27 protein-coding genes and 1 pseudogene are annotated in these 23,635 nt (G+C 35.8%); 16 read left to right on the forward strand and 12 right to left on the reverse strand.

Features of this window, described 5'->3' with window-relative positions; translation table 11 throughout:
• Window positions 1-169 precede the first annotated feature (169 nt).
• Window positions 170-532, forward strand: coding sequence for a VOC family protein (locus TYM08_RS09445; protein ID WP_422382726.1), 363 nt, complete (start codon window positions 170-172; stop codon window positions 530-532).
• Window positions 533-777: 245 nt separating this feature from the next.
• On the opposite strand, the gene TYM08_RS09450 is transcribed toward TYM08_RS09445, so the two are convergent.
• Entirely contained in the window at window positions 778-3,276 is a 2,499-nt protein-coding gene (locus TYM08_RS09450; RefSeq protein WP_422382727.1) for a glycoside hydrolase family 9 protein, read from the reverse strand.
• 105 nt (window positions 3,277-3,381) lie between these two features.
• Between TYM08_RS09450 and TYM08_RS09455 the strand changes: the two genes are divergently transcribed.
• The gene (locus TYM08_RS09455; protein WP_422382728.1) at window positions 3,382-3,672 is read left to right on the forward strand and encodes a hypothetical protein; all 291 of its coding nucleotides are present in this window, start codon (window positions 3,382-3,384) and stop codon (window positions 3,670-3,672) included.
• Window positions 3,673-3,684: 12 nt separating this feature from the next.
• Here the strand turns inward: TYM08_RS09455 and TYM08_RS09460 are convergent, their stop codons facing one another.
• The 6 genes from TYM08_RS09460 to TYM08_RS09485 all read right to left on the reverse strand — a co-directional run bounded on the left by TYM08_RS09460 (window position 3,685) and on the right by TYM08_RS09485 (window position 6,484).
• Complete coding sequence (locus TYM08_RS09460; protein WP_422382729.1) at window positions 3,685-4,716, reverse strand: glycosyl transferase family protein; 1,032 nt, start codon at window positions 4,714-4,716, stop codon at window positions 3,685-3,687.
• Window positions 4,713-5,024: a TusE/DsrC/DsvC family sulfur relay protein gene (locus TYM08_RS09465; RefSeq protein ID WP_422382730.1), complete on the reverse strand. Its 312-nt coding sequence runs from the start codon at window positions 5,022-5,024 to the stop codon at window positions 4,713-4,715. The genes TYM08_RS09460 and TYM08_RS09465 overlap by 4 nt, the downstream gene beginning before the upstream one ends.
• Before the next feature lies 1 nt (window position 5,025).
• Window positions 5,026-5,349 carry a DsrH/TusB family sulfur metabolism protein gene (locus TYM08_RS09470; RefSeq protein WP_422382731.1) on the reverse strand — a complete coding sequence of 108 codons (324 nt, stop codon included), beginning with the start codon at window positions 5,347-5,349 and terminating at the stop codon, window positions 5,026-5,028.
• On the reverse strand, window positions 5,346-5,693 hold the full coding sequence (locus TYM08_RS09475; protein WP_422382732.1) for a DsrE family protein: 348 nt from the start codon (window positions 5,691-5,693) through the stop codon (window positions 5,346-5,348). The genes TYM08_RS09470 and TYM08_RS09475 overlap by 4 nt, the downstream gene beginning before the upstream one ends.
• Window positions 5,690-6,076, reverse strand: coding sequence for a sulfurtransferase complex subunit TusD (tusD, locus tag TYM08_RS09480; RefSeq protein ID WP_422382733.1), 387 nt, complete (start codon window positions 6,074-6,076; stop codon window positions 5,690-5,692). The genes TYM08_RS09475 and tusD overlap by 4 nt, the downstream gene beginning before the upstream one ends.
• Before the next feature lie 90 nt (window positions 6,077-6,166).
• Window positions 6,167-6,484, reverse strand: a complete 318-nt coding sequence (locus tag TYM08_RS09485) for a hypothetical protein (RefSeq protein ID WP_422382734.1) — start codon at window positions 6,482-6,484, stop codon at window positions 6,167-6,169.
• A gap of 477 nt (window positions 6,485-6,961) precedes the next feature.
• Here TYM08_RS09485 and TYM08_RS09490 point away from each other — a divergent pair, with 477 nt between their 5' ends.
• Window positions 6,962-7,660: a lysophospholipid acyltransferase family protein gene (locus TYM08_RS09490; protein ID WP_422382735.1), complete on the forward strand. Its 699-nt coding sequence runs from the start codon at window positions 6,962-6,964 to the stop codon at window positions 7,658-7,660.
• Here the strand turns inward: TYM08_RS09490 and TYM08_RS09495 are convergent.
• Window positions 7,596-8,192 carry a YigZ family protein gene (locus tag TYM08_RS09495; RefSeq protein ID WP_422382736.1) on the reverse strand — a complete coding sequence of 199 codons (597 nt, stop codon included), beginning with the start codon at window positions 8,190-8,192 and terminating at the stop codon, window positions 7,596-7,598. The genes TYM08_RS09490 and TYM08_RS09495 overlap by 65 nt on opposite strands.
• A complete protein-coding gene (locus tag TYM08_RS09500; RefSeq protein ID WP_422382737.1) occupies window positions 8,192-8,518 on the reverse strand; it encodes a hypothetical protein in 327 nt (108 codons plus the stop codon). Before TYM08_RS09500 ends, TYM08_RS09495 begins: the two co-directional genes overlap by 1 nt.
• A gap of 228 nt (window positions 8,519-8,746) precedes the next feature.
• Here TYM08_RS09500 and htpG point away from each other — a divergent pair, with 228 nt between their 5' ends.
• The 4 genes and pseudogenes from htpG (at window position 8,747) to TYM08_RS09520 (ending at window position 13,495) form a co-directional block, all read left to right on the forward strand.
• Window positions 8,747-10,675 (forward strand): molecular chaperone HtpG, encoded by a 1,929-nt coding sequence (gene htpG / locus TYM08_RS09505; protein ID WP_422382738.1) that lies wholly within the window; start codon window positions 8,747-8,749, stop codon window positions 10,673-10,675.
• A gap of 330 nt (window positions 10,676-11,005) precedes the next feature.
• Window positions 11,006-11,647: a hypothetical protein gene (locus TYM08_RS09510; RefSeq protein ID WP_422382739.1), complete on the forward strand. Its 642-nt coding sequence runs from the start codon at window positions 11,006-11,008 to the stop codon at window positions 11,645-11,647.
• Window positions 11,648-11,682: 35 nt separating this feature from the next.
• A pseudogene (locus TYM08_RS09515) lies at window positions 11,683-12,639 on the forward strand (IS5 family transposase).
• A gap of 415 nt (window positions 12,640-13,054) precedes the next feature.
• Complete coding sequence (locus TYM08_RS09520) at window positions 13,055-13,495, forward strand: hypothetical protein (protein ID WP_422382740.1); 441 nt, start codon at window positions 13,055-13,057, stop codon at window positions 13,493-13,495.
• A 304-nt stretch (window positions 13,496-13,799) separates the two neighbouring features.
• Here the strand turns inward: TYM08_RS09520 and ltrA are convergent, their stop codons facing one another.
• Window positions 13,800-15,140, reverse strand: a complete 1,341-nt coding sequence (gene ltrA, locus TYM08_RS09525; protein WP_422382741.1) for a group II intron reverse transcriptase/maturase — start codon at window positions 15,138-15,140, stop codon at window positions 13,800-13,802.
• A 697-nt stretch (window positions 15,141-15,837) separates the two neighbouring features.
• On the opposite strand from ltrA, the gene TYM08_RS09530 reads away from it, so the two are divergent.
• From TYM08_RS09530 to tnpB, 3 genes are all read left to right on the forward strand, one after another.
• The gene (locus tag TYM08_RS09530; protein WP_422382742.1) at window positions 15,838-16,752 is read left to right on the forward strand and encodes an ankyrin repeat domain-containing protein; all 915 of its coding nucleotides are present in this window, start codon (window positions 15,838-15,840) and stop codon (window positions 16,750-16,752) included.
• Window positions 16,753-16,839: 87 nt separating this feature from the next.
• The gene (tnpA, locus tag TYM08_RS09535) at window positions 16,840-17,157 is read left to right on the forward strand and encodes an IS66 family insertion sequence element accessory protein TnpA (RefSeq protein WP_422382743.1); all 318 of its coding nucleotides are present in this window, start codon (window positions 16,840-16,842) and stop codon (window positions 17,155-17,157) included.
• A complete protein-coding gene (tnpB, locus tag TYM08_RS09540; RefSeq protein ID WP_422382744.1) occupies window positions 17,157-17,510 on the forward strand; it encodes an IS66 family insertion sequence element accessory protein TnpB in 354 nt (117 codons plus the stop codon). Before tnpA ends, tnpB begins: the two co-directional genes overlap by 1 nt.
• Window positions 17,511-17,994: 484 nt before the next feature.
• Here the strand turns inward: tnpB and TYM08_RS09545 are convergent, their stop codons facing one another.
• The gene (locus tag TYM08_RS09545; RefSeq protein ID WP_422382745.1) at window positions 17,995-18,159 is read right to left on the reverse strand and encodes a hypothetical protein; all 165 of its coding nucleotides are present in this window, start codon (window positions 18,157-18,159) and stop codon (window positions 17,995-17,997) included.
• A gap of 75 nt (window positions 18,160-18,234) precedes the next feature.
• Here TYM08_RS09545 and TYM08_RS09550 point away from each other — a divergent pair, with 75 nt between their 5' ends.
• The 6 genes from TYM08_RS09550 (at window position 18,235) to TYM08_RS09575 (ending at window position 23,004) form a co-directional block, all read left to right on the forward strand.
• Window positions 18,235-18,693: a hypothetical protein gene (locus tag TYM08_RS09550; protein ID WP_422382746.1), complete on the forward strand. Its 459-nt coding sequence runs from the start codon at window positions 18,235-18,237 to the stop codon at window positions 18,691-18,693.
• Window positions 18,681-19,226 (forward strand): hypothetical protein, encoded by a 546-nt coding sequence (locus TYM08_RS09555; protein WP_422382747.1) that lies wholly within the window; start codon window positions 18,681-18,683, stop codon window positions 19,224-19,226. Before TYM08_RS09550 ends, TYM08_RS09555 begins: the two co-directional genes overlap by 13 nt.
• Window positions 19,223-19,612, forward strand: coding sequence for a DUF5071 domain-containing protein (locus TYM08_RS09560; RefSeq protein ID WP_422382748.1), 390 nt, complete (start codon window positions 19,223-19,225; stop codon window positions 19,610-19,612). The genes TYM08_RS09555 and TYM08_RS09560 overlap by 4 nt, the downstream gene beginning before the upstream one ends.
• Complete coding sequence (locus TYM08_RS09565) at window positions 19,602-20,306, forward strand: SIR2 family NAD-dependent protein deacylase (RefSeq protein WP_422382749.1); 705 nt, start codon at window positions 19,602-19,604, stop codon at window positions 20,304-20,306. Before TYM08_RS09560 ends, TYM08_RS09565 begins: the two co-directional genes overlap by 11 nt.
• The gene (locus TYM08_RS09570) at window positions 20,303-20,683 is read left to right on the forward strand and encodes a hypothetical protein (RefSeq protein WP_422382750.1); all 381 of its coding nucleotides are present in this window, start codon (window positions 20,303-20,305) and stop codon (window positions 20,681-20,683) included. Before TYM08_RS09565 ends, TYM08_RS09570 begins: the two co-directional genes overlap by 4 nt.
• 131 nt (window positions 20,684-20,814) lie before the next feature.
• Complete coding sequence (locus tag TYM08_RS09575; RefSeq protein WP_422382751.1) at window positions 20,815-23,004, forward strand: hypothetical protein; 2,190 nt, start codon at window positions 20,815-20,817, stop codon at window positions 23,002-23,004.
• Between the two features lie 43 nt (window positions 23,005-23,047).
• On the opposite strand, the gene TYM08_RS09580 is transcribed toward TYM08_RS09575, so the two are convergent.
• Window positions 23,048-23,521, reverse strand: coding sequence for a hypothetical protein (locus TYM08_RS09580; RefSeq protein ID WP_422382752.1), 474 nt, complete (start codon window positions 23,519-23,521; stop codon window positions 23,048-23,050).
• Window positions 23,522-23,635 lie beyond the last annotated feature (114 nt).

Here is a 23,635-nt window from a genome sequence, read left to right on the forward strand (position 1 = left end):
CTATTCTTTATAAATGGTTAGACATTTTAGATTTGCCCCTTAACTGATCTACCTAATTTATTGAGTTAGCTCTATTTCTCGTTGCTGTAAAAAATTAGTATGAGTAATACAGCAATATTCCAGGTTCAATCACCCCAGCACATCAATAATTTATTTAAGAGGGGTTTTTATGAAAGTAAAACGAATAGTCACCAATATAAAAACAACCGACCCTGAATTAGGCAAAGATTTCTATGAGACTATTTTTGGGCTTGACGTTGCCATGGATCTTGGTTGGATTAAAACCTATGCAAATGTAGGCAATATGCCAGTACAAATAAGTATTGCAACACAAGGCGGATCTGACACACCAGTGCCAGACATTTCAATTGAAGTTGATGACATCGAAACAGCAATCAACAGAATAAAAAAGCATAATATTAAATTTGAATACGGACCAATTTTTGAGCCATGGGGAGTGTACAGATTTTATGTGCGTGATCCATTTGGAAAGTTAATCAATGTCATTGCGCATATTTCAAATAACCAATAGGGTTCTAGCAAGGGGTCGGATCCAAAAAATAAGCCTGGGGTCAGATCCAAAAAAATCTAAAGGCTTGTTTTCCAGCCATTTCTTAAAAATGGATCCGACCCCTGGATTAATTTTGACACTGAGATATTCGTTTTTTGGATCTGACCCTAGGCTAAAGCATCAGCATGCAAAGTTTACTTTGGTTAAATTTAAAGCAAAAAAAACGCATCTCAAGGATGCGTTTTTGGTTTTAATCAATATTTTGCTTAGTATTCTGCAGGTCGGTTGCGTAGATAATGATCAAGTAACGTCATATAACTTGCAAAAGATACTTGCCAGTTAATTGCGATTTCGTTGGTTGCCCAAGAATCTTGATGATCTACATAAACACGCATTGGTGCTAGGTTTTGTAGTACGGCAGCGGCTGTATCCCCTTTAAGCTCCACAGAGTTTGGTCCACCTACAATCAAACCATAAGGCTCTTTTACTGCTTCTGATGTTAATGGTCTAAAGTGTGGCCATTTTGGTTGTACCGAATATTTGCCTGTGATGAAATCCATGCTTACTGGGTTTAAACCAAAAAACCAATGGCTCATGTCGTAGGCCGATTCTAGATATTCACGCTTGCCTGTTAACTTATAAATCCAAAGTTGCTCTAGTGCAACAGTAGAGATAATACCATTGGATCCCCAGTTCATCTGATCTTCTTCGCCTGCAATACCAATCATCCAAGGCGAGTTAGCTTGTAATGCAATTTGTTGCTGACCAAATTTTTCTAGGTTTTCGATGATCATTAAACGAGTAGACAAGTCTGAGCTGTCATTTAAGGCATATAAGAACAACGCCATAAAGTTGGTTTCTCTCCAGTCAGGCACAACATCACCAAAACGATCCAATACCGCCACTTCTTTTAAGCGCGTTTGAATACTGGTGTGTAATGCAGGATCTTTAGTATGTGTCCAAAGTGTCACATCTGCTAATAATCGCTCATCGGTTTCTTTATAATCGGTATAAGGTCCGCCATATTCAACATTGTCATAACGATCTTCAACCATGATCATTTCAGGATTAGCATCTAACCACTCATAGGCTTTTAATGAAGCTTGTAAATACACTTCTGCCTGCGTTTTATCATCAGCTAATACAGATTGGCTGTATACTTGATATGCTAAAACCATAGTCGTTGCAAAATCTGCAGTGGCAGTAGACGAAATAGGCAATACTGTTTTAATGCCTTTGTCATCTTGAGGTTTTAACGCCAAAGAAGGCCAGTCGGCAGTTGCTGCTTTATGATGAACCGCGCCTGTTTCATTTTGCATTTTTAATAAGAAATCTAATTCGTATTTCAAAATAGATAATGCATCAGCACGTTGAGGATTATGATTAGAGACGGGGAATACTTTCTCCGAATTGGCCTCTAACGCAAAATCATAAGCGTTAGGTTCATATAAATACGCCATTAAACCCAAGGTTGTCGACCAAGCACCGTTAACAGAATATTTCCCGTAATCCCCCGCGTCGAACCAGCCACCACGCACATCCATAGTTTTATCAGAGTTAAACACTTGAGCACGGGTATCTTGTTCGTGAATTGAACCGTAAGGGCCTTGTTCACCATCAGTTAACCACCAAAAAGCAGACCAGGCAGAATCACGGTATTGTGCGATATGTTCAGCCTGCTGGAAAATTTTGAAGTTATTAGTAGTGAGTTTTGATTTTTTTACTTCTTTAATAGGAGGCATAATAACTGTGTAAAAATCTTCAGTTTTGTATTGACTGAAGTCAATTACGCTTAACGGTCGCCCTGAAGTAGGGTGGGGTTGAGCAGAAATTGTATTTGCTAATTTGTCTTTTATGCCTGAATCTTTAGATTTCAAGGTAACGGGATAGCTTTCAATGTTCATCCACTGTTGTGATTCAATCACAATTTGTTTGTCAAAATCTGCCAAGTAGCCATGACGATCTGCGTGAAGTAAGTAATGCTCTCGACGTAAGTCTTCTTCTTCCCAAACATAATACGTATAGTTTTTAAGGGTCACATCATAGTTAGTGGCACCTGCTGCCATGATATTAACAAATGCAATGTCTGTCATTCCTTTTGGAATTTCAAACCAATATGTTCCTGAATCGTTATATACAAACCCTTTTCCATCACTGCCGTAAGATAATTCAAAAACCGCATTACCATTATCATCTGTAGCAGGTTTTAATTCTTTACCATTTACTTGGAACTGAACAATTTTACTTCCACCCCAAGAAACAGTATGTGAATCTCCTACTTCTATATCTACTGATAATAATTTACGACCATAAGGTAATTTGATTTGAGAGTTAATTTTAAACATCTCAGCATCGTCCCATTCGCACCCTGGGTTTTCATCCCATAATCGATAGCCAGATTCGTCATCTAAGGATTTGCCAACGATGCGTTTTTTGCTCCAAAGAGGTTCGGGGGTTTTATTGAAAACCATTTTAAAAACTTCAGAGCCGGTTGTATCAATGGCCACATCTTTTGGGGCAATATAATCGCGAATGATTTCTTCTACTTCTACTTCTTCTTCGTTATCGTCTGGAAGTGAAGGCGGGCAATCTAATTCTGCAGTGACTGGTTTGACTGTCATTGGTTGTTTGGTTGTTTGTTTGATTGTTTGTTTGACGATGTTGTCTTCTATAATGTCAACTTTTGAATCCATATTTTCCTTTGTGGATTGACAGGCGCTTAATAAAATTAAACTGGTCGCTGCAGCTGTACTTAGGCGAATCATATGATCTCCGATATTTAGGGGGTGTAAAAAATGGTGCAAAATGTACCTTTTTCCGATACTTTTAGCAATTCAGTTTGTTAAAATTACACAGTGCGTAGAGTAATTATGAGTAAATTTCAAATTTCAGGAACCATATTGAATGGCCAGTTACCTTATCAGGAGCTTTTAAAATTAGCCAAAGCATTAAATTGCAAGCTGACTCAAACAAGTGATGGGTATTTGATCAAAAATAAGCAGCTTGAAATAGTCATTGATTTACCAATCATACAAGGTAAATTAATGGAAATAGAGGAAGTTGCTATAATATTACAAGACAGCCTGAAAAAATATGACTGCCTTTATAATATTGAGGTGTACGAACTAAATGGAAGGCCTATTGATCGTTGGCAGGGTTAGTGTTTTCAGTTTTTATAGCTTAGATTTATCTCGATTTTTCCAAATTTCTTGCGCTTTTTGTTTTGCTGTATTGGGGACCATAAATGTAGATAGCGCTAATTCGATGGATCCAATAACTGTTGGTACACCATAATCAAATGCTTGATCGCCATTGATGCAGTCAGTATTGCGCCACACCCTTTTTAAATCGTGTATATCTAATAATTCAGGTTTCACTAATCGTCTTGATAATAATTTATCAAATTTCAATGATGTTTCCTTACCATCTTTCACTAAAAATGCTTCTCTTGACCCTTCTGGATTTCTTTCAAATTCCCCACCTTCGCCTTTATAAACAAGGGCGCTAGAGTACCCCAGTAATACATTGGCTTTTTGGTGTACCCCTTGATACGCCGGATGAAATATACCCTGAAGCACATTTTTCGCATGAAATGGGTTTAATAAGCGGCAAAGAGTATGAACAGGGGTTCGCAATCCCATAATGTTTCTTTTATTCATAACATTGGCCATGGCTGGGTTGATATGGCGCAAACATAAATAAGTGAAATTAGAATCGTCCAGTTGTTTCTTGGCTTGCAAAACACTTCGAGCTGTTGTGATGCCAAGTTTTTCTAAGGTTTCTTGCGCGTACATTCTGCCAATAGTATGGCCATCAAAACCATGCATAAATACTTTATAACCACTATCGCTAAGGGCTAACGCCGCTAATAAATACCACGGTAATTGACGTTTTTTTCCTGCATAGCAAGGCCAGTCAAAATCTGGTTGCATGGATTGTGTTTCAAAATCCTGTTCAAACATTTGTTTGATTGCTTGGCAAAACCCTGCTAATTCTTCTGCGGATTCTTCTTTCATACGCATTAACATCATAAATGCGCCAAGCTGTTCATCTAATAAATTGCCATTAATAATCATTGTCATCGCATCAAACGCTTCTTTTTGCGTTAAGTGTCGAGCGCCATTTTTACCCTTGCCAATAATACGGATATATTGTGCAAACGGGTGTTCTACTTTTTCATATTCGTGATTTTGAAATTCGATCATAAACAATTGTCCGGTTTAGGTAGGCCTGCTAATTTTGCTGCCATTTTCGCTGGGGATTGGCCAAATAAAGTCATTAAATAAATGCTGCTAGCTTTATCAGGCCCTAATTTTAATTTTAAAAATTTACATAAAGGGCGCATTGCAGGTGAAAGTTCGAAGGTTTGATAGAATTCTCGTATAGTGAAAATAACTTCTAAATGCTCAGGTGTTAACGTGATTTTTTCAAGTGTCGCCAGATGGATGCATACCTGTTCATTCCATTGAGTTAAATCTTTTAAAAATCCCAAATGATCTGTTTGAATATTCATATTAGAACCAGTTTAAGATGAGGTTACTGTTTGCACTGATATCAATCCAAGTGGCAAAATCAATTGGCTTAAAGTGCTCATGAGATACATTTCTGGCATTTGCGTCTTCATCTAATACAAAACAACCGATGTTTTTATCTTTTATAGCATCAATAAATTCAGGAATTAATAGATTATTTACCCCGGATTCGATCAAAATTAATGCATCTTGATCTGCTAGTAAAGCTATGCATTCAGTGACACAATTTTGGGGGGATATGCCTTTTAAGGTATGCAGAGTTTTAATACTTTCTATCGGTAAGTTATTTGAAATTACATGTTTCATAAGCGAATGACCTTTGAGGCAGTTTGCAAAAGGATTGCTTTTTTATCATTGGGTAACACTTTTATATCAAGGTTTATTTCATCTAATCCTATTTGAAATTTTGCTAAGTCTTGTTCAAATACATAAATTGTTTCTATACCATAAAGGGGGAGGGCACTCAAAGATTTATTGATGTCTTTTTGTTCAATTAATTTACTATTTTGTGCACGCAATTGAAGTACTGCATCGCCTTGAATCAATAAAGCACAATTTAAATCAAACGCTCCGGCTGCTAATACCATATCCAGCAGTTCTTTGTTTTGTTGTTTGGCAAAAGGAGGGTGTGAACTTATAAATAAAATCATCCAAAGGTCACCTGTTTGTCTGCATTGTCCATGCTTGTTAAAAATTCCCCTAAACCCACAATGTTAAAACATGAATGTACATTGCTTTGATTTTTGTTGTAACGAGCACAATCCGCATCGTTTAAAACGCCGCGTTTAATAGCGGCACTGACGCATACGTTTAATTCGATTTGATTTTGGTTTGAAAAATCTAACCAATTTTGTTGGGTTGGATATTCATCCTGTGCAGGGACCAATAAATTTGATGCAAGTATAACGGCATCTTGATAAAAGAAAATCTGTTCTATTTGATGGTTTTTTGCAATTAATGCATTACAAAATCGAATGGCTGTACGGTGTGCGCTGTCAAGTGGATGAGCAACTACACAGATGCTGAATTTCATGGCTAGAATTGTCGCGTATAAAAAACTCCATTATACGCAACTGATTTGAATTGTTATAGGCGTTATTGAATATTCAAAACAGCCTGTTGATTATGCGTATTGTTCATGTTGTAGCAATCGAATAAATAAGCGCATTTTTAAATTATCTGCTTCAAAATCGTGAGGGCGTTTCATTAGGTAATCCATACATTTTTGTACTATATCGTCCCAGCTGTTACCAACTAAGTGACTTGCAGGGCAATGTTCTAAAGATTTTTCAATTTGATCAACTAAATAGTCAGAGGTTAATCCGTTTGGAAGGTATGCATATTGATCATTAATGCGATCAAACATAGCTCGAGCAACTTGACCACGTCTAAAAATTGAATAGTTTTGAGTAGACTTTTTGCGAATTGGAACAATAGCCATAATGATTCCCTTGGGCGCATGAATTGGAGTGAGATCACTTTAAAGGGGATTGAATTGAGTGACAATGGATAACTCGGTGGATAAATGGTTGATATCTTGAGTATAAATTAGGTATAACCAAGGTATTAAATTGCCTTTTTAAATCAATCACTTACGAGGCGGTTGTTTGAGCTTTTGATCAAAAAATGTCCACGTGAAACATATTAGGTATCAAAATAAGGGGGTTTTAGTATTAAAATTTCAATCTTTAGAATAGAGGTGCTGATAAGTGGTTGCATTTAAGAAAGTGTAATATTTCCTATTGCCTTAAAATGGGTTCTAAGCAATCATACGCATCTTTATTTTTGGTAAGGTTTAATAAGATTTATGGGTGTGTTTCGTATAGCAATCAAAAGTTTGTTTGTCATCCTGATGCTTATATTTGGTTTCGTTATTATATTATTTAGCATGTGTTTACGTGCGATAAAACTTATTAATATGCTTCAGTTGTTGTTTGTTGTGAGAAAATGGTATCAATTATTACTGTTTTTCTTGGACATAAAAGTTCACGTTCAATCAAATAAGCAAAAGCCAGATCAATTAAAAGCCTCTGTAGTGGTGGCAAATCATATTTCTTGGTTAGATATTGTTGTACTTGGCAGTGTTATTCCTACCGATTTTTTATCAAAGTCTGAAGTTCGAAACTGGCCATTAATAGGTTGGATGGCTAATCAAATTGGGACGTTATTTATCAAACGTGGCGGCGGCGGTGACGTTGACGGATTAAAAGTTCAAATGCTTGAGTACGTCAATGATGGTAAAAATATATTGTTTTTTCCAGAAGGAACTACAGGTAAAGGGGATGGTTTAATGGTGTTTAGGCCAAGATTGTTTTCTACAGCTATAGATGCAAAAGCAAACATATTACCTCTAGCAATAAAATATGGATTACAACAAGGTGCTCATCCGGTGATTCCTTACGGGTCTGAACAAACGATTTTTGTAAATTTACTTTCGGTTATGGCGTATGGTCATGTGGATGTCTATGTTCAATTTGGACAAACAATTTCATCAAAAGAGACCAATCGAGATGCATTAGCAAATACTGCCCAAAAACAAATTGGTAATATGCTTAATCTTTCTCAATCTCAGATAAAACAACGCTACCAGCGCACAAATGAATCAGTTGCTGATTAAATTCAGCAGATTGAGTTAGCGGTACATTAATCGTCATCATTAACTGTTCACTATATTGGCAGTCCAATATAGTGAACGGCATTTGCGAACAATAATGGCGAATTTTATTCTCAAATGAAAAATCACAAACAACCATAAAGGTCGTCTTTTTAATCTGCTCAACCAACTCACATTGATCCAAGCATTGATTCACCGCCTGTCCATAAGCTCGAATCAACCCGCCAGCACCTAACTTTATTCCACCAAAATACCGAACCACAACCGCTAACGTATTCACTAAATCATTATGCTGTAAAATCGAAAACATCGGTTTGCCCGCAGTACCCGACGGCTCGCCATCATCCCCCATACCGCTATGATTCCCAACCAAAAATGCGTAACAAATATGCCTAGCATCGGGATAGCGTTGTTTTAAATCATGCAATACAGCATTAACTTCTGACTTATCTTGAATCGGATAGACATAGGTAATGAACTGGCTTTTTTTAATAATTAACTCAAAATGCCCAGCTTCTTTAAGCTCAAAAGGCATTAACGCAAGCCCACTTTCATAAGCGCCGTGCAAAATACAGCGTTCACTTTTTCAGACAAAACCTCCTTAAACTCAGATGCGGGATCATCATCCATTGAATGTAATTGATACTGCACAATGGTGGGTTTGGTGTCATCTAACAAAAACGTAATTCTGCGACGATTTCGCTGATTATCAACGGTTAATAAATCGCATTTAAAGCCTTGTTTACGTAATTGACGGTTGATGCCCACAATAGGGTCAATATCGCAAAACTCTTCTTGAATGGTTTTTTGTGAATGACTGAAAATTTCAGCTAGCCAATACACCGCGTCTTTTTGACTCATAATGATCTCAATTATATAAAAGCGGGGGATTATCAGGGGTTCTTACACATTAATCAATTCAGATAAATTAATTTGAAATCACAAAAAAAACCTTGAACTTAAAATCAACGTCCCCATTAAAGCTAGCACTTATGAATGAGGCAAATTATTGCGCAAGAATAAGCCAATAATGTCTTTAGGGTTTTACTTAAAGAATCCAAATAAACTAAATTAACTAAGGTGAGTTACATGACACAAGAAACACAAAAAGAAACCCACAGTTTTCAAACTGAAGTCAAACAACTATTAAATTTGATGGTGCATTCTTTGTACTCAAATAAGGAAATTTTCTTACGTGAGTTAATTTCAAACGCTAGTGATGCGTCGGACAAATTCCGTTTTAAAGCATTAAAAGATGACTCATTGTATGAAAACCAACCTGACTTAAAAGTCACCATTACTTTTAACAAAGAAGCAAAAACATTAACCATCGCTGATACAGGTATCGGCATGGACAAAGACGACGTAATCTCACACTTAGGTACCATTGCTAAGTCTGGTACGGCTGAATTTTTAAGCAACATGACCGGCGATGAGAAAAAAGATTCTCAGCTAATCGGTCAATTCGGTGTAGGTTTTTACTCGGCATTTATCGTGGCAGACGAAGTAACCGTTGTCACTCGTAAGCCTGGTCAACCAGTTGACGAAGCCACACAGTGGATCTCAAAAGGCGACGGCGAATTCACATTAGAAACCGTTTCTAAAGAACACCGTGGTACGTCTATTACGCTTCACTTAAAAGACGACGAAGTTGAATTTGCCGACGCACACCGTCTTCGTGGTTTAGTGCGTAAGTACTCTGACCATATTTCAATTCCTGTTGAAATGATCAAAGAAGCTACACCTGAATTTGATGATGAAGGCAACATCAAAGAAGTTGAAGGTGAGCAGCCAGTTGAATTTGAAGCCGTTAACTCTGCAACAGCACTTTGGACGAAGTCACGTTCAGAAGTCACTGATGAAGAATATCAAGAATTCTACAAGCATATTTCTCATGATTACCAAGATGCATTAACTTGGAGCCACAACAAAGTTGAAGGTAAATTAGAATACACATCATTATTGTATATTCCTGCCATGGCACCGTTTGACATGTACAACCGTGATCAAAACAAAGGCTTAAAATTATACGTTCAACGTGTGTTCATCATGGACGAAGCGGAACAATTTTTACCAATGTACTTACGTTTCATTAAAGGTGTGATCGATTCAAACGATTTATCCCTAAACGTATCACGTGAAATTTTACAATCAGACAAAACCATCGACTCAATGCGCAGCGCATTAACCAAACGTGTTGTTGACATGATCGCTAAAATGGCGAAAAAAGACGAAACAAAATACTTAGAATTCTACAAACAATTCGGTCAAGTATTAAAAGAAGGCCCTGCAGAAGACAACACAAACAAAGAAAAAATCTTAAACTTGTTACGTTTCTCAAGCACACATACTGACAGCGAAGTACAAGATCAAGCATTAAAAGCTTACGTTGAACGCATGAAAGAAGGCCAAGATAAAATTTACTACATCACCGCTGAGAACTTCATTACGGGTAAAAACTCACCGCACTTAGAAGTCTTCCGTAAAAAAGGCATCGAAGTATTAATTTTGTCTGATCGTGTAGACGAATGGATGATGGGTTATGTGCATGAGTTTGATGGTAAGTCATTCCAAAACGTAGCAAAAGGTCAATTAGATCTAACTAAGTTTGAAACCGAAGAAGAGAAAAAAGAACAAGAAAGCACAGACAAAAATTTCGAAAGCTTATTAAAACAAGTGAAAGAAATTTTAAAAGAAGAAGTAGAAGACGTGCGATTAACCTACCGTTTGACTGATTCACCTGCGTGTTTAGTCTTAAGTGAAAATGATATGGGCGCTCAAATGCGTAAAATCATGGAAGCGGCTGGTCAAAAAATGCCTGAATCTAAAGCAACATTAGAGCTTAACCCAGAGCATCCATTAGTTGCACGTTTAAACACAGAGTCAGATGATCAACGTGTAAGTGATTTATCACACATCTTGTTTGAACAAGCGCAATTAGCAGAAGGCGGACAGTTAAAAGATCCTGCGGCTTATGTTAAACGTTTGAATACATTGCTTTTATCTTTAGCTGGGTAAATGTTCTTTATGTTTAATTCTGCTTTTTAAGTTTAATTCTTAAAGAGACAAGAATTAAACGCTTGATGAGAATTTTTGCGGAAGGAAACCTTCCTTGAATTCTCAGTCGCTCTGTATATCGGACTTCTGTCCGTCAAACTAATTAAAGCCATCCTTGTGATGGCTTTTTTTTAATATTCAGTGAATAGATTGTCGGCTTGATAACACAGGGATGTAGCTTATTGTGTGTATCAAAGTAAGTCGTAAAAATGTATTTGATACTTTTATTGATTATTTATTGAAGAATAAAATTAAACCAGGCGGAATTTTGCTAGAAAAATTGGTGATTAAATGAATATTGTAAATAGTATCTATGGTAGCAGAACAACGGCATTAATAAATAATGCTTATTTTGATTGTTATGGTTGTATTTATGAATGGAATAATAATTTATCAATTTGTTTTCAACTTGAAAACGAAAAAATTCTATCGTTAATTGAACATAAATATGAAGTTATTATTGCTAATAAATTTTATAATTCGTTCTATATGTTGGACGGTTCTAAATTTGATAGACGATCTGCTGTAGATAAATTCAAATTACACCCTGAATTGACATATAAATTAATCGATAGTGAAAATCATCAGTTACTTATAGTTAATGACGAGTCGTTATCTATACCAAAAACTGCAAGTGTTATTTTTAGTGGGAATAATTGTTTATTATATCAATTCAATCAAAAGTTGTTTGTATTAACAGATAAGCTTAAAGTTTTGGATACTTATGATTTATTGAAATATAAAGTTTCAATAATTGATGAAGATATTTATTTTTTTAATCTTATTGATTTAGGGTTTTATTTTTTAAATGTAGATGATTTGCAATGCGAGTTAATATTTATAGATACAGTTCGTAGTGATAATGATTTCAAACAAGATATTCATAAAATTGGAGAGTTAGGGAAACTCTGTTTAAATAATGCTAAAATATGAGTGTCCATTAATTTTAAATAAAACCTATATATCACATGAAACAACTCAGCTTTACAGACGCAGAATCCCATTTAAAACGAAAACAAACTCGAAAAGAAAAATTCCTTAATCAAATGGAAGAACTTGTTCCTTGGGGCGTTTTTCTGCCTATCATCGAGCCATTTTATCCAAAAATGCATAAAAAAGGTCGTCAGCCTTACCCGCTTGAAACGATGCTTCGTGTTCATTTAATGCAAAACTGGTATACGATGAGTGATCCATCAATGGAGGATGCACTTTATGAAATTGCATCTATGCGACAATTTGCTCGATTAGAATTAACACATAAAATTCCTGATGAAACGACCATCTTAAAATTTAGGCATTTGCTTGAGAAGCATAAATTACAAGAAAAAATGTAACAAGCCATGAACCAAATTATGGTTGATCAAGGTGTATTATTAAAAGAAGGGACACTGATGGACGCCACAATTATTCACGCATCACCTTCAACCAAAAACAAATCGAAAGCACGCGATCCAGAAATGCATTCCTGCAAAAAAGCGAATCAATATTATTTTGGAATGAAAGCGCACGTGGGTGTTGACATGTACACAGGCGTGGCGCACAGCATGACTTTCACATCGGCTAATCATCATGATGTGACCGAAGCGCATAATTTATTGCACGGTGAAGAAAAATTAATCGGCGGTGATAGCGGATATTTAGGTGCGGATCAGCGTGAAGAAAATAAAGATGTTTCAGCCCAATGGCTGATCGCAGAGCGACCAAGTTCATTGGTAAAAAAACACGGGACGGGCACAATTTACAATGACAAAAAAGCCACGGAAAAAATAAAGGCGCAATTAAGAGCGAAGGTGGAGCATATTTTTAGAATCGTAAAGTGTCAGTTTGGATTTCGAAAAGTGAAATACAAAGGGCTAGCAAAAAATGCGGCACAGCTGACGATGTTATTTACGTTAGCCAATATTTATATGATGAGGAATTTATAAATGAACTAGGCGAGTTACGCCTAGAATTTGGCAAACCAGCCAAATTCTAGGAAGTATGCGAGTTTTTTCGCAATTTCAGGGTGTTTTTTAGAAAAAAAATTGTAAGATTTTTTTTATTGAGTCTTTAGGATTCTAAATCAGAGATTCCTTAGGTGAAAATAAAATTATAAAAATATTTGATAATATTTATGTATGGAATTCTAGAAATGATATTGAATTAGTAAAATTAGATAGTAATAAAAAAATAAATTTTGCCTATGCAAAAAGTAATATCTTATATGTTGTTTATTTTTACGAGCCAATACTTTACGCCTACGACACCAACTTCAAACAACTACCTAGTAATGTAGTATTGCCTAGGAGCACTGATTACATTGCAAATATATCTTATGAGGGTAAAAATAATATTTGTAGAATGGTCAATCATGCTGATTTTAGTCGTACTTATTTTGCCAAATGGAATGATGACGAATTTCTTAAAAATGACAAAATTGAGGTTCAATTGGAAAATGACTTATTTAATCTAAATCCAGAGCTCAATGACGAAAAATTAAATTATAATGTGGTTGTTACGTTAGATGAGAGTGTGACATTTGATAATTATATTCGTCATTCATTCTCCGGTTTTAGCGAATTAGTTTGGTCTTTATGTTTTGATAAAGTAAATGATTTATTTTTGGGTAGAGCGCCTTCCGAATACTCAGGCTTATCTATAATTAGATTGAAAAGAAATATTTATAATCCCTTACAAATTAAAAGAATTAATGATATCGCACATGAAATAAATAGACGGATGATGTTGCAAAAAATAAAAGGTACCGATATTACTCCACATTTAGAAATTGAATTAATCTAAGAATCGAGACTAACTAGGGCGCCCATCTCTAAAACAACTAGGGACATCCAAAAGTTTGATAAGTCCCAATTTTGAAATTTAACTGAATTTAAGTAATGGATGTCCTTAGTTGTTTCATAGTGATAAAATCAATCGAACAAAAAAAAAGGGGGGTCAAAGCTTGACTTCGGACAACACTAGTGTGTTCCTGCGGTCTGAAGTCAAATAGAGTAGAAGACAGCCACATCTAAAAAAACATGACAGCCTCCCCTCATCAAACCGTACGTGCGGTTCTCCCGCATACGGCTTTCCGATATCCTTCTTCTCAAGCATGCACAACTTTCCAACGCGGTTTTACTGGTGGCTGATACAACCCTAAATAACCGTACAAATACTGCCTTGGAAATTTATGATAACTCGCCCCTCTATTTCTCACCTTGTGTCTGTACCTTAGTTGGTGTCGCAGACTTTCTTCCATATAGTATCGGATCTTCTTTATTTTTCGATGACCGTAACCATAATAAAAATAATTGCACCAGCCTCTGACTGTTGCATTTAATTGTCTAACCACTTCATTTATCGGTACTGGATTCATCGCTCTTCGAGTGTAAAATTTAATCTTCTCACTTACTTTTTTCATCGATTTCTGTGACGGCTCAACCATCGGGAATACTTTTCCTGATTGTTTGCTTTTTGCCATTGAAATTTCAAAACCTAGAAAATTAAACTTCTCTTTTAGCGAATCTACCACTTCAGTTTTGTCTCCATTAAGTTGTAAATCTAATTTACCCAAAACTTGTGTTAACACTTTATATGATGCATCTGTTTCATTTTTACAAAGAATCACTAAATCGTCAGCGTATCGGACTATTTTCGCTTTTAATTTAAATGCTAAATTGTGTTTGTCCCATATTCTATCCAATACATCCAGATAGATATTGGCCAATAATGGCGAGATAACACCACCTTGAGGTGTGCCTAATTTACTTTTCTTACCACCTGCAATAACCGTTTGTTTTCCGCTCTTTTCTACTTTGATCACCACCGACTTTAACCATTGATTTAATAACGCTAATACTTTCTTATCAGAAACTCTCAGCGATACTAACTTCATGAGCTTAACGTGCGCGATGGTATCAAAGTATTTCGACAGGTCAGCATCAATCACTTGTGTATGTCCCGATCTTAACGATTGAGTAATACTGTTCATGGCTTGATGAGCCGATCGATTAGGACGAAATCCGTAACTGTTATTACTGAAGCCCGATTCAAAAATTGGTTCAATGACAATTTTAACAGCCATTTGGGTGATTCGATCTTCAATATTCGGGATACCCAACGGACGAGTTTCGCCATTACCTTTCGGTATGTCGACACGTTTAATTGGACTGGATTGATAGGAATTAAATTTAAGCTTAGATTGTAAAATATTTAAGTAACGCCACTTTGATATTTCTCGTTCTATTGTTTCAAATGTCACCCGATCTAAACCAGGTTTGCCATTGTTTTTCTTAACAAGTTCGTAAGCATATTGCAGGACATCCAAACGATAAACCTTGTCATAGATTGAATAAAAGCAAAATGTGGATTGTTGTTTGGCTTTTTGAAATAGTTTCCTCTGAAGGTCACCGACTCGTTTTTTCAAACTGGAAGATGTTAATAGCATAATGCAATCATCTGAGCCTTTTCCTCTTTGGTTACATGAATAAAGTAGAGCCACTTCCCTTGGGTGTCGTTATGTTGTCGCTCACCCTCAAACGGTACTATTAGCCCCTCTGACTTCCAATAAAGCCCGTCATCATTTCGCTCTTCGCTTATAAATGACCGTTGATTCTGCAAAAATCACCTTATTGGATCTCCCGTCCTGCACAATGTATCTTCCACCACATACCACTCTTATAACCCCGAAGGACTCTTTCGTTCATGCTCATTAAACATGTTTGTGACTGTCTAAAAAAGACAGATTAGAAATCATATTTTTGATTGAAAGATGACAGCTTTCCCCTTCAAATCAGAGAGTCAGCGTCCTTATTTAGTTAACGAGGCTAAACAGATTCACTTGCGTTGCGGTCTGCGGTTTCGCCTTTGAAAAACTTACAGCATCCAATTACTTGAACACTGCTTTTCAGTGCTACCTAGGTGAATGAGTAATTCCTAGGACAGGACTTTAACCTGCTAGATATATTGCCGGTAACGGCGTACGATTTGACCCTATTGAATTGTTTTTGGTTGAAGATTAATTATACTATTTGCGCATTATGACGCATACCTTGGGTGTCCATCTCATCACACATGCTAAAAAAACGACACAATAGTCCTGATTTTGATTATTATGTAAGTCTAAGTTATTTCGGAGAAAATAAATGAAATACAAAATCCTAATTAGTATATTTTTTATAATTTTGATTGCTTGCAGTGGTTCAGGAAAAAATAAAAATTCAAAAGTACTCGGATTATATGCTAATGAAGTATTCGAGTCTCAACGAATGATTGATTTATTGAACTTTGCATTTTCTGGAGATGTTCAATCTTTAGAAAGCGCAAATTATACGGCTGAAGAAATCAATAAACGAGGAACAAAAGGTTATAACGTTTTAATGTGGTCATTATTTGATGAAGAATTGAAATCATTTGAATGGCTGATTAAAAATGGAGCAGATATTACTTTGCCTTGGAAAGATGGAAAAAGCTCATTGATTGCTCGAATGTATAATAAAGATATCAGAGTTTTAAAAATTGCATTAGATAATGGATTAGATCCTAATTATCAGGTCAGGGGGAGGCCTATGTTATACCACCTCATTTCATGTGGTTTGCCGCATAAAATAGAATTTTTTAAGTTACTTTTAGACTATAATCCGGATATAAATTATGTGAGTAATAAAGGCTTTAATTCATTTTTGGATCAAAGTATGACGATAGATTGTATTAAATACTCATATTATTTTATCGAAAAACATGAAGAACAATTAATAGGTAACGGCGATATAGAAAAAGCATATATTTACTTTGCAAATTCAATTGCATTCAATGCATATGACAATAGGTATGATATTGACACCGATGAAGAGTTATTGTTATTTGAGTATTTGGAGCGTTTATTGACTAATTATCATGGCGATAGTTATTTAAGTGAAATACAGAGCAAAATTAAGTATCTAGACATATATTTAATCATAAAAAAAGATTGGAAAGATAATAATGAAAAGTTATCGAAAGATTATTTTTTGAATTTTGACTATGAAATTAAAAAAAGAGAATACAACTCAGCTAACTAGTGCCCAGTAAGCGCCGAACGAACCACATTCTAGAAAATCATCCATTCACAGTTTAATCTAGCCTCTTTTTAAAAAGAGGCATCAAACATGAGCACTAAAAAATATAACTGGGATGAAATTATCTCGAATTTCCAGCAAAGCAAATTAAGCCAAGCCGAGTTTTGTCGACAAAATAAGTTAAATGCAAAATATCTCAACCTCCAGCTAAGTAAACGAAATTTTACGAAATCCAAAAACACTCAATCTGACACCGCTCATAAAAAGTCAGTATTTGTTAAAGTCATTCAGTCTGATTCTCAAATAACCACAGCTGCATCGATCACTATCGAATTGAATCACATCAAAATTAAAATCCAGCAGAACGATCCAAATTGGTTGGCTGATTTTTGTAAGGCGATGGTTTAATGAAGTCTCATTTCGATTTTGAACACATCTATTTACATCGTGATCCGGTTGATTTTCGAAAAGCCATCAACGGGTTATCGATGATAGTCACTGATGAACTCGAACAATCTTGCTTTCAAAATGCACTGTTCATTTTTTGTAATAAACATCGTGACAGGCTTAAAATTCTGTATTGGGATCAAACTGGTTTTTGTCTTTGGCATAAACGTTTAGAAGAAGATAAATTCAAATGGCCAAAAAAACATAGCCAAAATTGCATTGAATTTACAACTGAACAACTAGATTGGTTATTGCGTGGTTTAGATGTATCTAAGCTCATTCCACATTCGAATAAAATTTATGATGATTTTTAGAAATGAATCATTAAAATTAACTGCATGAAAATGATGCCCGATTTAGAAATAGAAAATAAAAAGCTTAAGGAAGATATTTCTGAAAAAGATCACCAATCAAGACACACTGAATAAGTAACAAAACATCACAAAACTAAAATAGAGCACAAATCTAAGGGTTAGAGCTGTTGACCAACTTTTGACCAATTCGTTTTTACTAAAAGGTTCACAAACCCGTACGATATTGTTCAGATCGTTTATCGCCACTTGTATCAACAGGCGACACACTTCCACCAAGCTGCTGTTCAATTTGAGCGATAAATCGTGCATCACCCAACGCCTAAGACTTATTCGTTGCATCGCGAATTTGCTGTAACGGCAGCGCTTCAATCTCATCATCAAACAACGAACGATACCGAAATTTACGTGCTTGATCATCTTTTCCTAAATTCAAATAACAATCGTGAGGCGTTAATAATTGTATGTCTTTGTCTAACGCATTCCCCTAACTTGACCAAGGGTAACTCGCTGGATGATCCACCATCTTTGCACGCACAGGATTCATTTCAATATTACGACATAGTTGTAAAAAATAATTGTCTGAGCCCACCAAAGTAGAGCGATATCGTCCCTCCCAAAGGTTGATAATGTTCATTAACGTAACGTACATAAAATCGACCAAGAGACTGCATGACTTGACTGGACTGATACTATTTTCAGTTTTGGGTGTCATCAACAAATGTACATGATTCGTCATCAACACAAACGCATTTCAATCAAACTTAAACCTCAGGCTAAATTACATTGGGGTTGGAGAGGCCTTGCTTTTAGCTCAAGTGGTTTACTTGCAGGAATCTGTTGCATGGGTGGCCCATCTTTGGTTTTATGGGCGATGGCGCACGATTGGTCTACACAAAAAATACGTGGATTTCTATTTGCTGCATTTACAATTTCGTTGCCCATACAAATTTTAATCATGGCGTTTACTTTTGAATCAAGCATAGTGCAATCTATATTAATGGGTGTCATGCTGACTCCCGCCATTTATATTGGTGCCAAAATTGGATTGCCATTGGGTAACACTCTGAGTAAATCCTTGATGCGCAAAATTTTACTTTTTATTTTATTAGGGATTGGGTTAAGCTCCAGTTTGCCTTTTGTTTATCAGTTTTTAATATTTAAAGGATCCAAATGCAGTATTTAAATAAAACAGGCGTCTATTTTCTAATGTTTATTCCAGCGATTATAATCGCGGGGTTATACGGCAGTGTGCACGATCAAATCAGCTTTTCTTTTTCAACTGAATATTTCACCCATTTTAAATTCATTCAATTTAATACACCCTGGGCTCAAGATTTTCCAAGATTAGGTGCGGCAGTGGTGGGAGCAAAAGCCACATGGTGGATGGGTGTCTTAGTGTTTATCGTGTTAGGTTTATTTGGTTTTTTGTTTGATAGTCCTAAAATTATGGCCATTGAATTGTTCAAGTCATTTTTAGTTGTGGTGTTAGTTGGTTTAATCACTGGCTGTCTAGGTTTGATTTATGGTTATATCGTGGTTAATGATCAATCTATAGAACAATATCAGAGTTGGATATGGTCTGATGTGACCCACCCCGTGCAATTTGTGCGAGTCGGGTTTATGCATAACGCTAGTTATCTAGGTGGGTTAACAGGTTTGTTATCTGCCATTGTGTATTTATTATTCGCTCATAAACGCTATACAGGACTTAAATGATGAACATTATTCCGAAAAACAAATCAGACATTGAAGCGGTATCCAATTTAGATAACTTATCAAATAAAGAGCTAGAGCCTTATTTAGTAGAGTTATTAACTTGGGTTCAAGATATTAATTGGCCCGTGGCAGGTTATATTGCACCCAGGCTTTCTCAAGCAGGCATTGAAATAATAGAGCCCATAAAACAAATTTTAAAGTCAGATGATGCCACTTGGAAATACTGGATAATTTCTCAAATTTTGCCATTTTCAAATAAACAGGTTCAGGACAGCATGAAGTCTATGTTAATTGAAATCATCAATAACCCGACTGCATCGGATCATCACGACGAAGTGGATTTAGTTGCCAAAGAATTAATAGAGAGTATGCAAAATGAAACCTGAGATTAATCCAAAAAAAATTGTGGTATTTACCGGTGCAGGCATCAGCGCCGAAAGTGGATTGCAAACCTTTCGTGATTCAAACGGATTGTGGAATGATTTTAAAGTAGAAGATGTAGCAACAATTGAAGGTTGGAAACAAGATCCCAAACAGGTACTTCAGTTTTATAATGACAGAAGAAAACAAGCGTTTGAAGTTGAACCCAATGCCGCACACGAAGCCGTAGCAAAATTAGAAACGCAATATGAAGTGGTGATCATCACTCAAAATGTCGATGACTTGCACGAACGCGCAGGCTCAACCAATGTGATTCATGTACATGGCCAACTAAAATACGCCAGAAGCAGCTCAAATGAAGCATTGACGTATTTATACGATGAAGGTAAACCCATACAACTTGGGGATTTATGCGAGCAGGGCAGTCAGCTAAGACCCCACATTGTTTGGTTTGGTGAAAACATTCAAAACTATGAAGTCGCTAGAAAACACTTAGTTACCGCCGCCAAAGTATTAGTAATTGGTACGTCTTTGAGTGTTTATCCTGCGGCCAATATTTTAAAAAAAGCACGGTTTAATGCTGAGAAAGTCATCATCACGCAACAGCTCGATAAAAAACCCGGCGGTTATAAATTAATTAAAGGAAATGCGACTGAGCTGGTGCCCATTTTGGTTTCTGATTGGTTAAGAGCATCATGATTATTTTATGGGTTGTACTTTTTTTGACCAGTACTTGGTTTTTAACATGCCTATGTTTATACAGAATTAAACACGGTGATGAGTATCAAATTCAAGCAAACGTAACTTTTAAAATGGTGCAGATAACGTTGTCAAATAGAGAACTTTTTGAAAAAATACTGAGAAATAAAGCAATAAATATTGAAGGGTATGATCAAGTTTTTGTGTCTAATCAAACCTATAAAAAACTATACCCTAAAGTATTAAGTGAAATGAGAACCCGCAATCAAACAATACAAGTAACATTGAATGTCACGCCACTTTTATTTGGTGGAAATTCAATCGCTAACATTCAGGACATCACGATGCTTGATGCATCGCCCAAGATTATTAAATAAATGGTTAAAGTTACATTTGGAAGTCAGCTTACCTAAACTGTGATTTGGTAATGTTCGATTTAAATCATTTTCGAACGCGGTATGTTATAAATTACCAATCTACTAAATTTTGTGCCTTGAGTATTGCCATTATGTCTTTTTTCTCCAATTTGAGTGTCGCTCAATCTATCACCTACCCAAATCTTGCTGACGGCAATATCACTTCAAATAATTACGAAATTGTCAAAATCATTGACGGAAAAGTGAGAGGCGTCATGTACGAGCCTAAATCACAACAATTATTTATAAATGCAGACAGCCACGTTTGGCGAATAGACAATCACGGACAGGTGATCGACACTTTTGAGAGTCATACACATTGGTACAGCTCGGGTTATTATTTTTCTAAGAATTACTATAATGATTGGGTATTAACGGGTGAGCGACAGGACAAAAAATACAATGAGCATATCGACGCAAGTCAATTCAAAGATAAGCAATTATTTCAACTCTTGGATCAAGCCGATATTGTAGAATTTGATTTTTCTAGTGATAGTGCGTTTGCTTATTTAATAACTGGCAAAAAAAGTACAATCATTGAAATTCCTCACAAACGAAAAGCAGTCAATCGATCTGGAGATGACGAGCGTTATAAAGACATGGCTTGGAGTCAAAGCAGTATGACGGGGTATACAAAAAAATACCAAGACCGGTTTACACCTGTAAATCCCGATTGGGTCGGGGCTGCATATGCAGAAGATGTGGATGCGCCTCTAACGGTGAGCGGATTTAAAAAACGAAAATACTATCTTGAAGAAGGATTAGGTGGGCAAATAATGGCACCTATTATTTTTCCATTTTTTGGTGGGTCTTGGAATAATCTTCCAGATCGATATTGGTTTGGTGACGCCCTTGTGGATTTTAAAATCAACGATGAAACATTATTTTTTCGTGTGTTTGCTGACAAACAATCAAAGGATCAAAGTGGTAAACGCTTGGTTAATTTTTATAATTTTGTTGTTTATGATTTTCCAAATCAACCTGATGTTAAACTATTAAAATATAAATATTTACCCTATCGATATTCAGGTACGCCAGATAATTTAAATCATTATTACGAAAAAAACGTGGGTTTTTACCTTGTTCGTAAAAAAAGCCTTTCCAGCCCCAATCAAAAATATCCTCAACCTTGGTTTATTCACACAGAAGGGTTAGAAACCCAAGAGGAAGTTTGGGGCCATGTAAGCTTTGTTGATCCAAAAATAAATGCTCAATTTTATCAAATAGGACAGCGTGACATGCATGAATATGTTGTCACCAATAACGCAGCAGCGGCACCTCAGCCTTTTTATTATTTACCAAAGCAAATAAGTGTTAATGTCAAAACTAAGCACTACCGCTGTGTATTTCAACTTACATCAATCAAACAAGACACCCATTGGTTTCATAACCCTGAGGACTATACGGATTTAATTTTTGAGATTGTGTTTGATCAAGACGAATTAGCCGCTATTGTTAAATCGTTAACTAAAAAACAATCCAATAAAAAAACAAAAACGCCAATAAATATTAATGTGGTGTTTGAGCAGGTAACAGACATAAGTGCCTCGTTAAAAGTATTACTTGAATTTAAAGGCAAGACTGTTGAGTTAACTCAATATTCTATAACTACACATTTACCCGATACCCCAAGAATTAAACGCGCAAAATTAAAAGCATTAAATGAGGCCGTAACTTACGGTCATGCTAATTTAGAAACATTAATGAGCAGTATTCACGACTTAACCAAAACCGATGAATATGAAAAAGAATACGCTGCGTATGCCACACAATATATTGCAATTCAAATTAATAACCATGCACTTTCTAGAGAGTTTGAATCCATACTCGCGTTATTTCAGCTCTACGTAGACGATTTGTTGCCATTATTAAATAAACAAACGGCACAAGACAGTACGTTATATAATCACTCAGTGATTGCTAGTCAGTCTTTAGTAGCAGCCATGGAGCAAAAACAACCCGCAACTATTGATTGTGTGTTTGATAAAATGTTTGAAAAAAACTTTGATGTCACCACCTTTGAAAATGGTGTGTTGGTTTACAATATTGCCTGTTATTACGCCTTAGTTGAAAACAAACCGGCTTTACTTGTGGCCGCTAAACGCTCCCGACAGTTAGGTCATTTAGCAGAACAATTTCTCGATGACAGTGACTTTGCGTTATTTTTAGAAGATGAAGCATTTTTAAATACGATTAATGCGCAATATGAACCAGCTGTTGATCCACATAAAAATAAGAATTACACGATTGATGAAAATAAAAACGAAAAAAATGACTTATAAATAATAAGTCATTTTGGTTTGACGCAATCTTTTTATAGTTGCATTAATCACGAAACAATGAATTATTCCACGCCCAACCACCTATCGCTTCATTCCAACCCATATAGTTTTGACTGCGTAATTCAACCATTCTTTCGCAGGCTTTTCTGCCACTTAAATTTTCATGAATAATATGAAAATCTTGTTCAGTAAACGCAAAATCAATCCACGCTTTTTGAAGGATTTTATTATTATGTTTCCCTGATTTTAAACTGGTAAATAAATATTCTTTGTACTCGTCTAACGTATTGGTCATACCGATGAATCCTTCATCTAATGGTGTGCCTTTGGGAGCAATGTGATAAATATAATAACCAAATCTGGGCATACGATCGATTGCTCGTTGTTTTTTGTCATCTTGTTCTTGTATGCGTTGTGCTTTTATTTCTTGATGGGTTAAACGCTTAGAACGAGTCTTATAATTTAAAACAATCATTAATGCTGTAAAAATAATAAATATTATAGTGTAAATTGACATGTGAGATACCGTCTGAATAAAGTGATAGGGTACCGTTAATAAAATTAAAAATCAGTTGATTCATTATTTTAAACTTTAAGACATCTGTGTGTAATTACGAGATTAGAAATAACC

Source organism: Marinicellulosiphila megalodicopiae (assembly GCF_045862395.1).
Lineage (GTDB): Bacteria > Pseudomonadota > Gammaproteobacteria > Pseudomonadales > Natronospirillaceae > Marinicellulosiphila > Marinicellulosiphila megalodicopiae.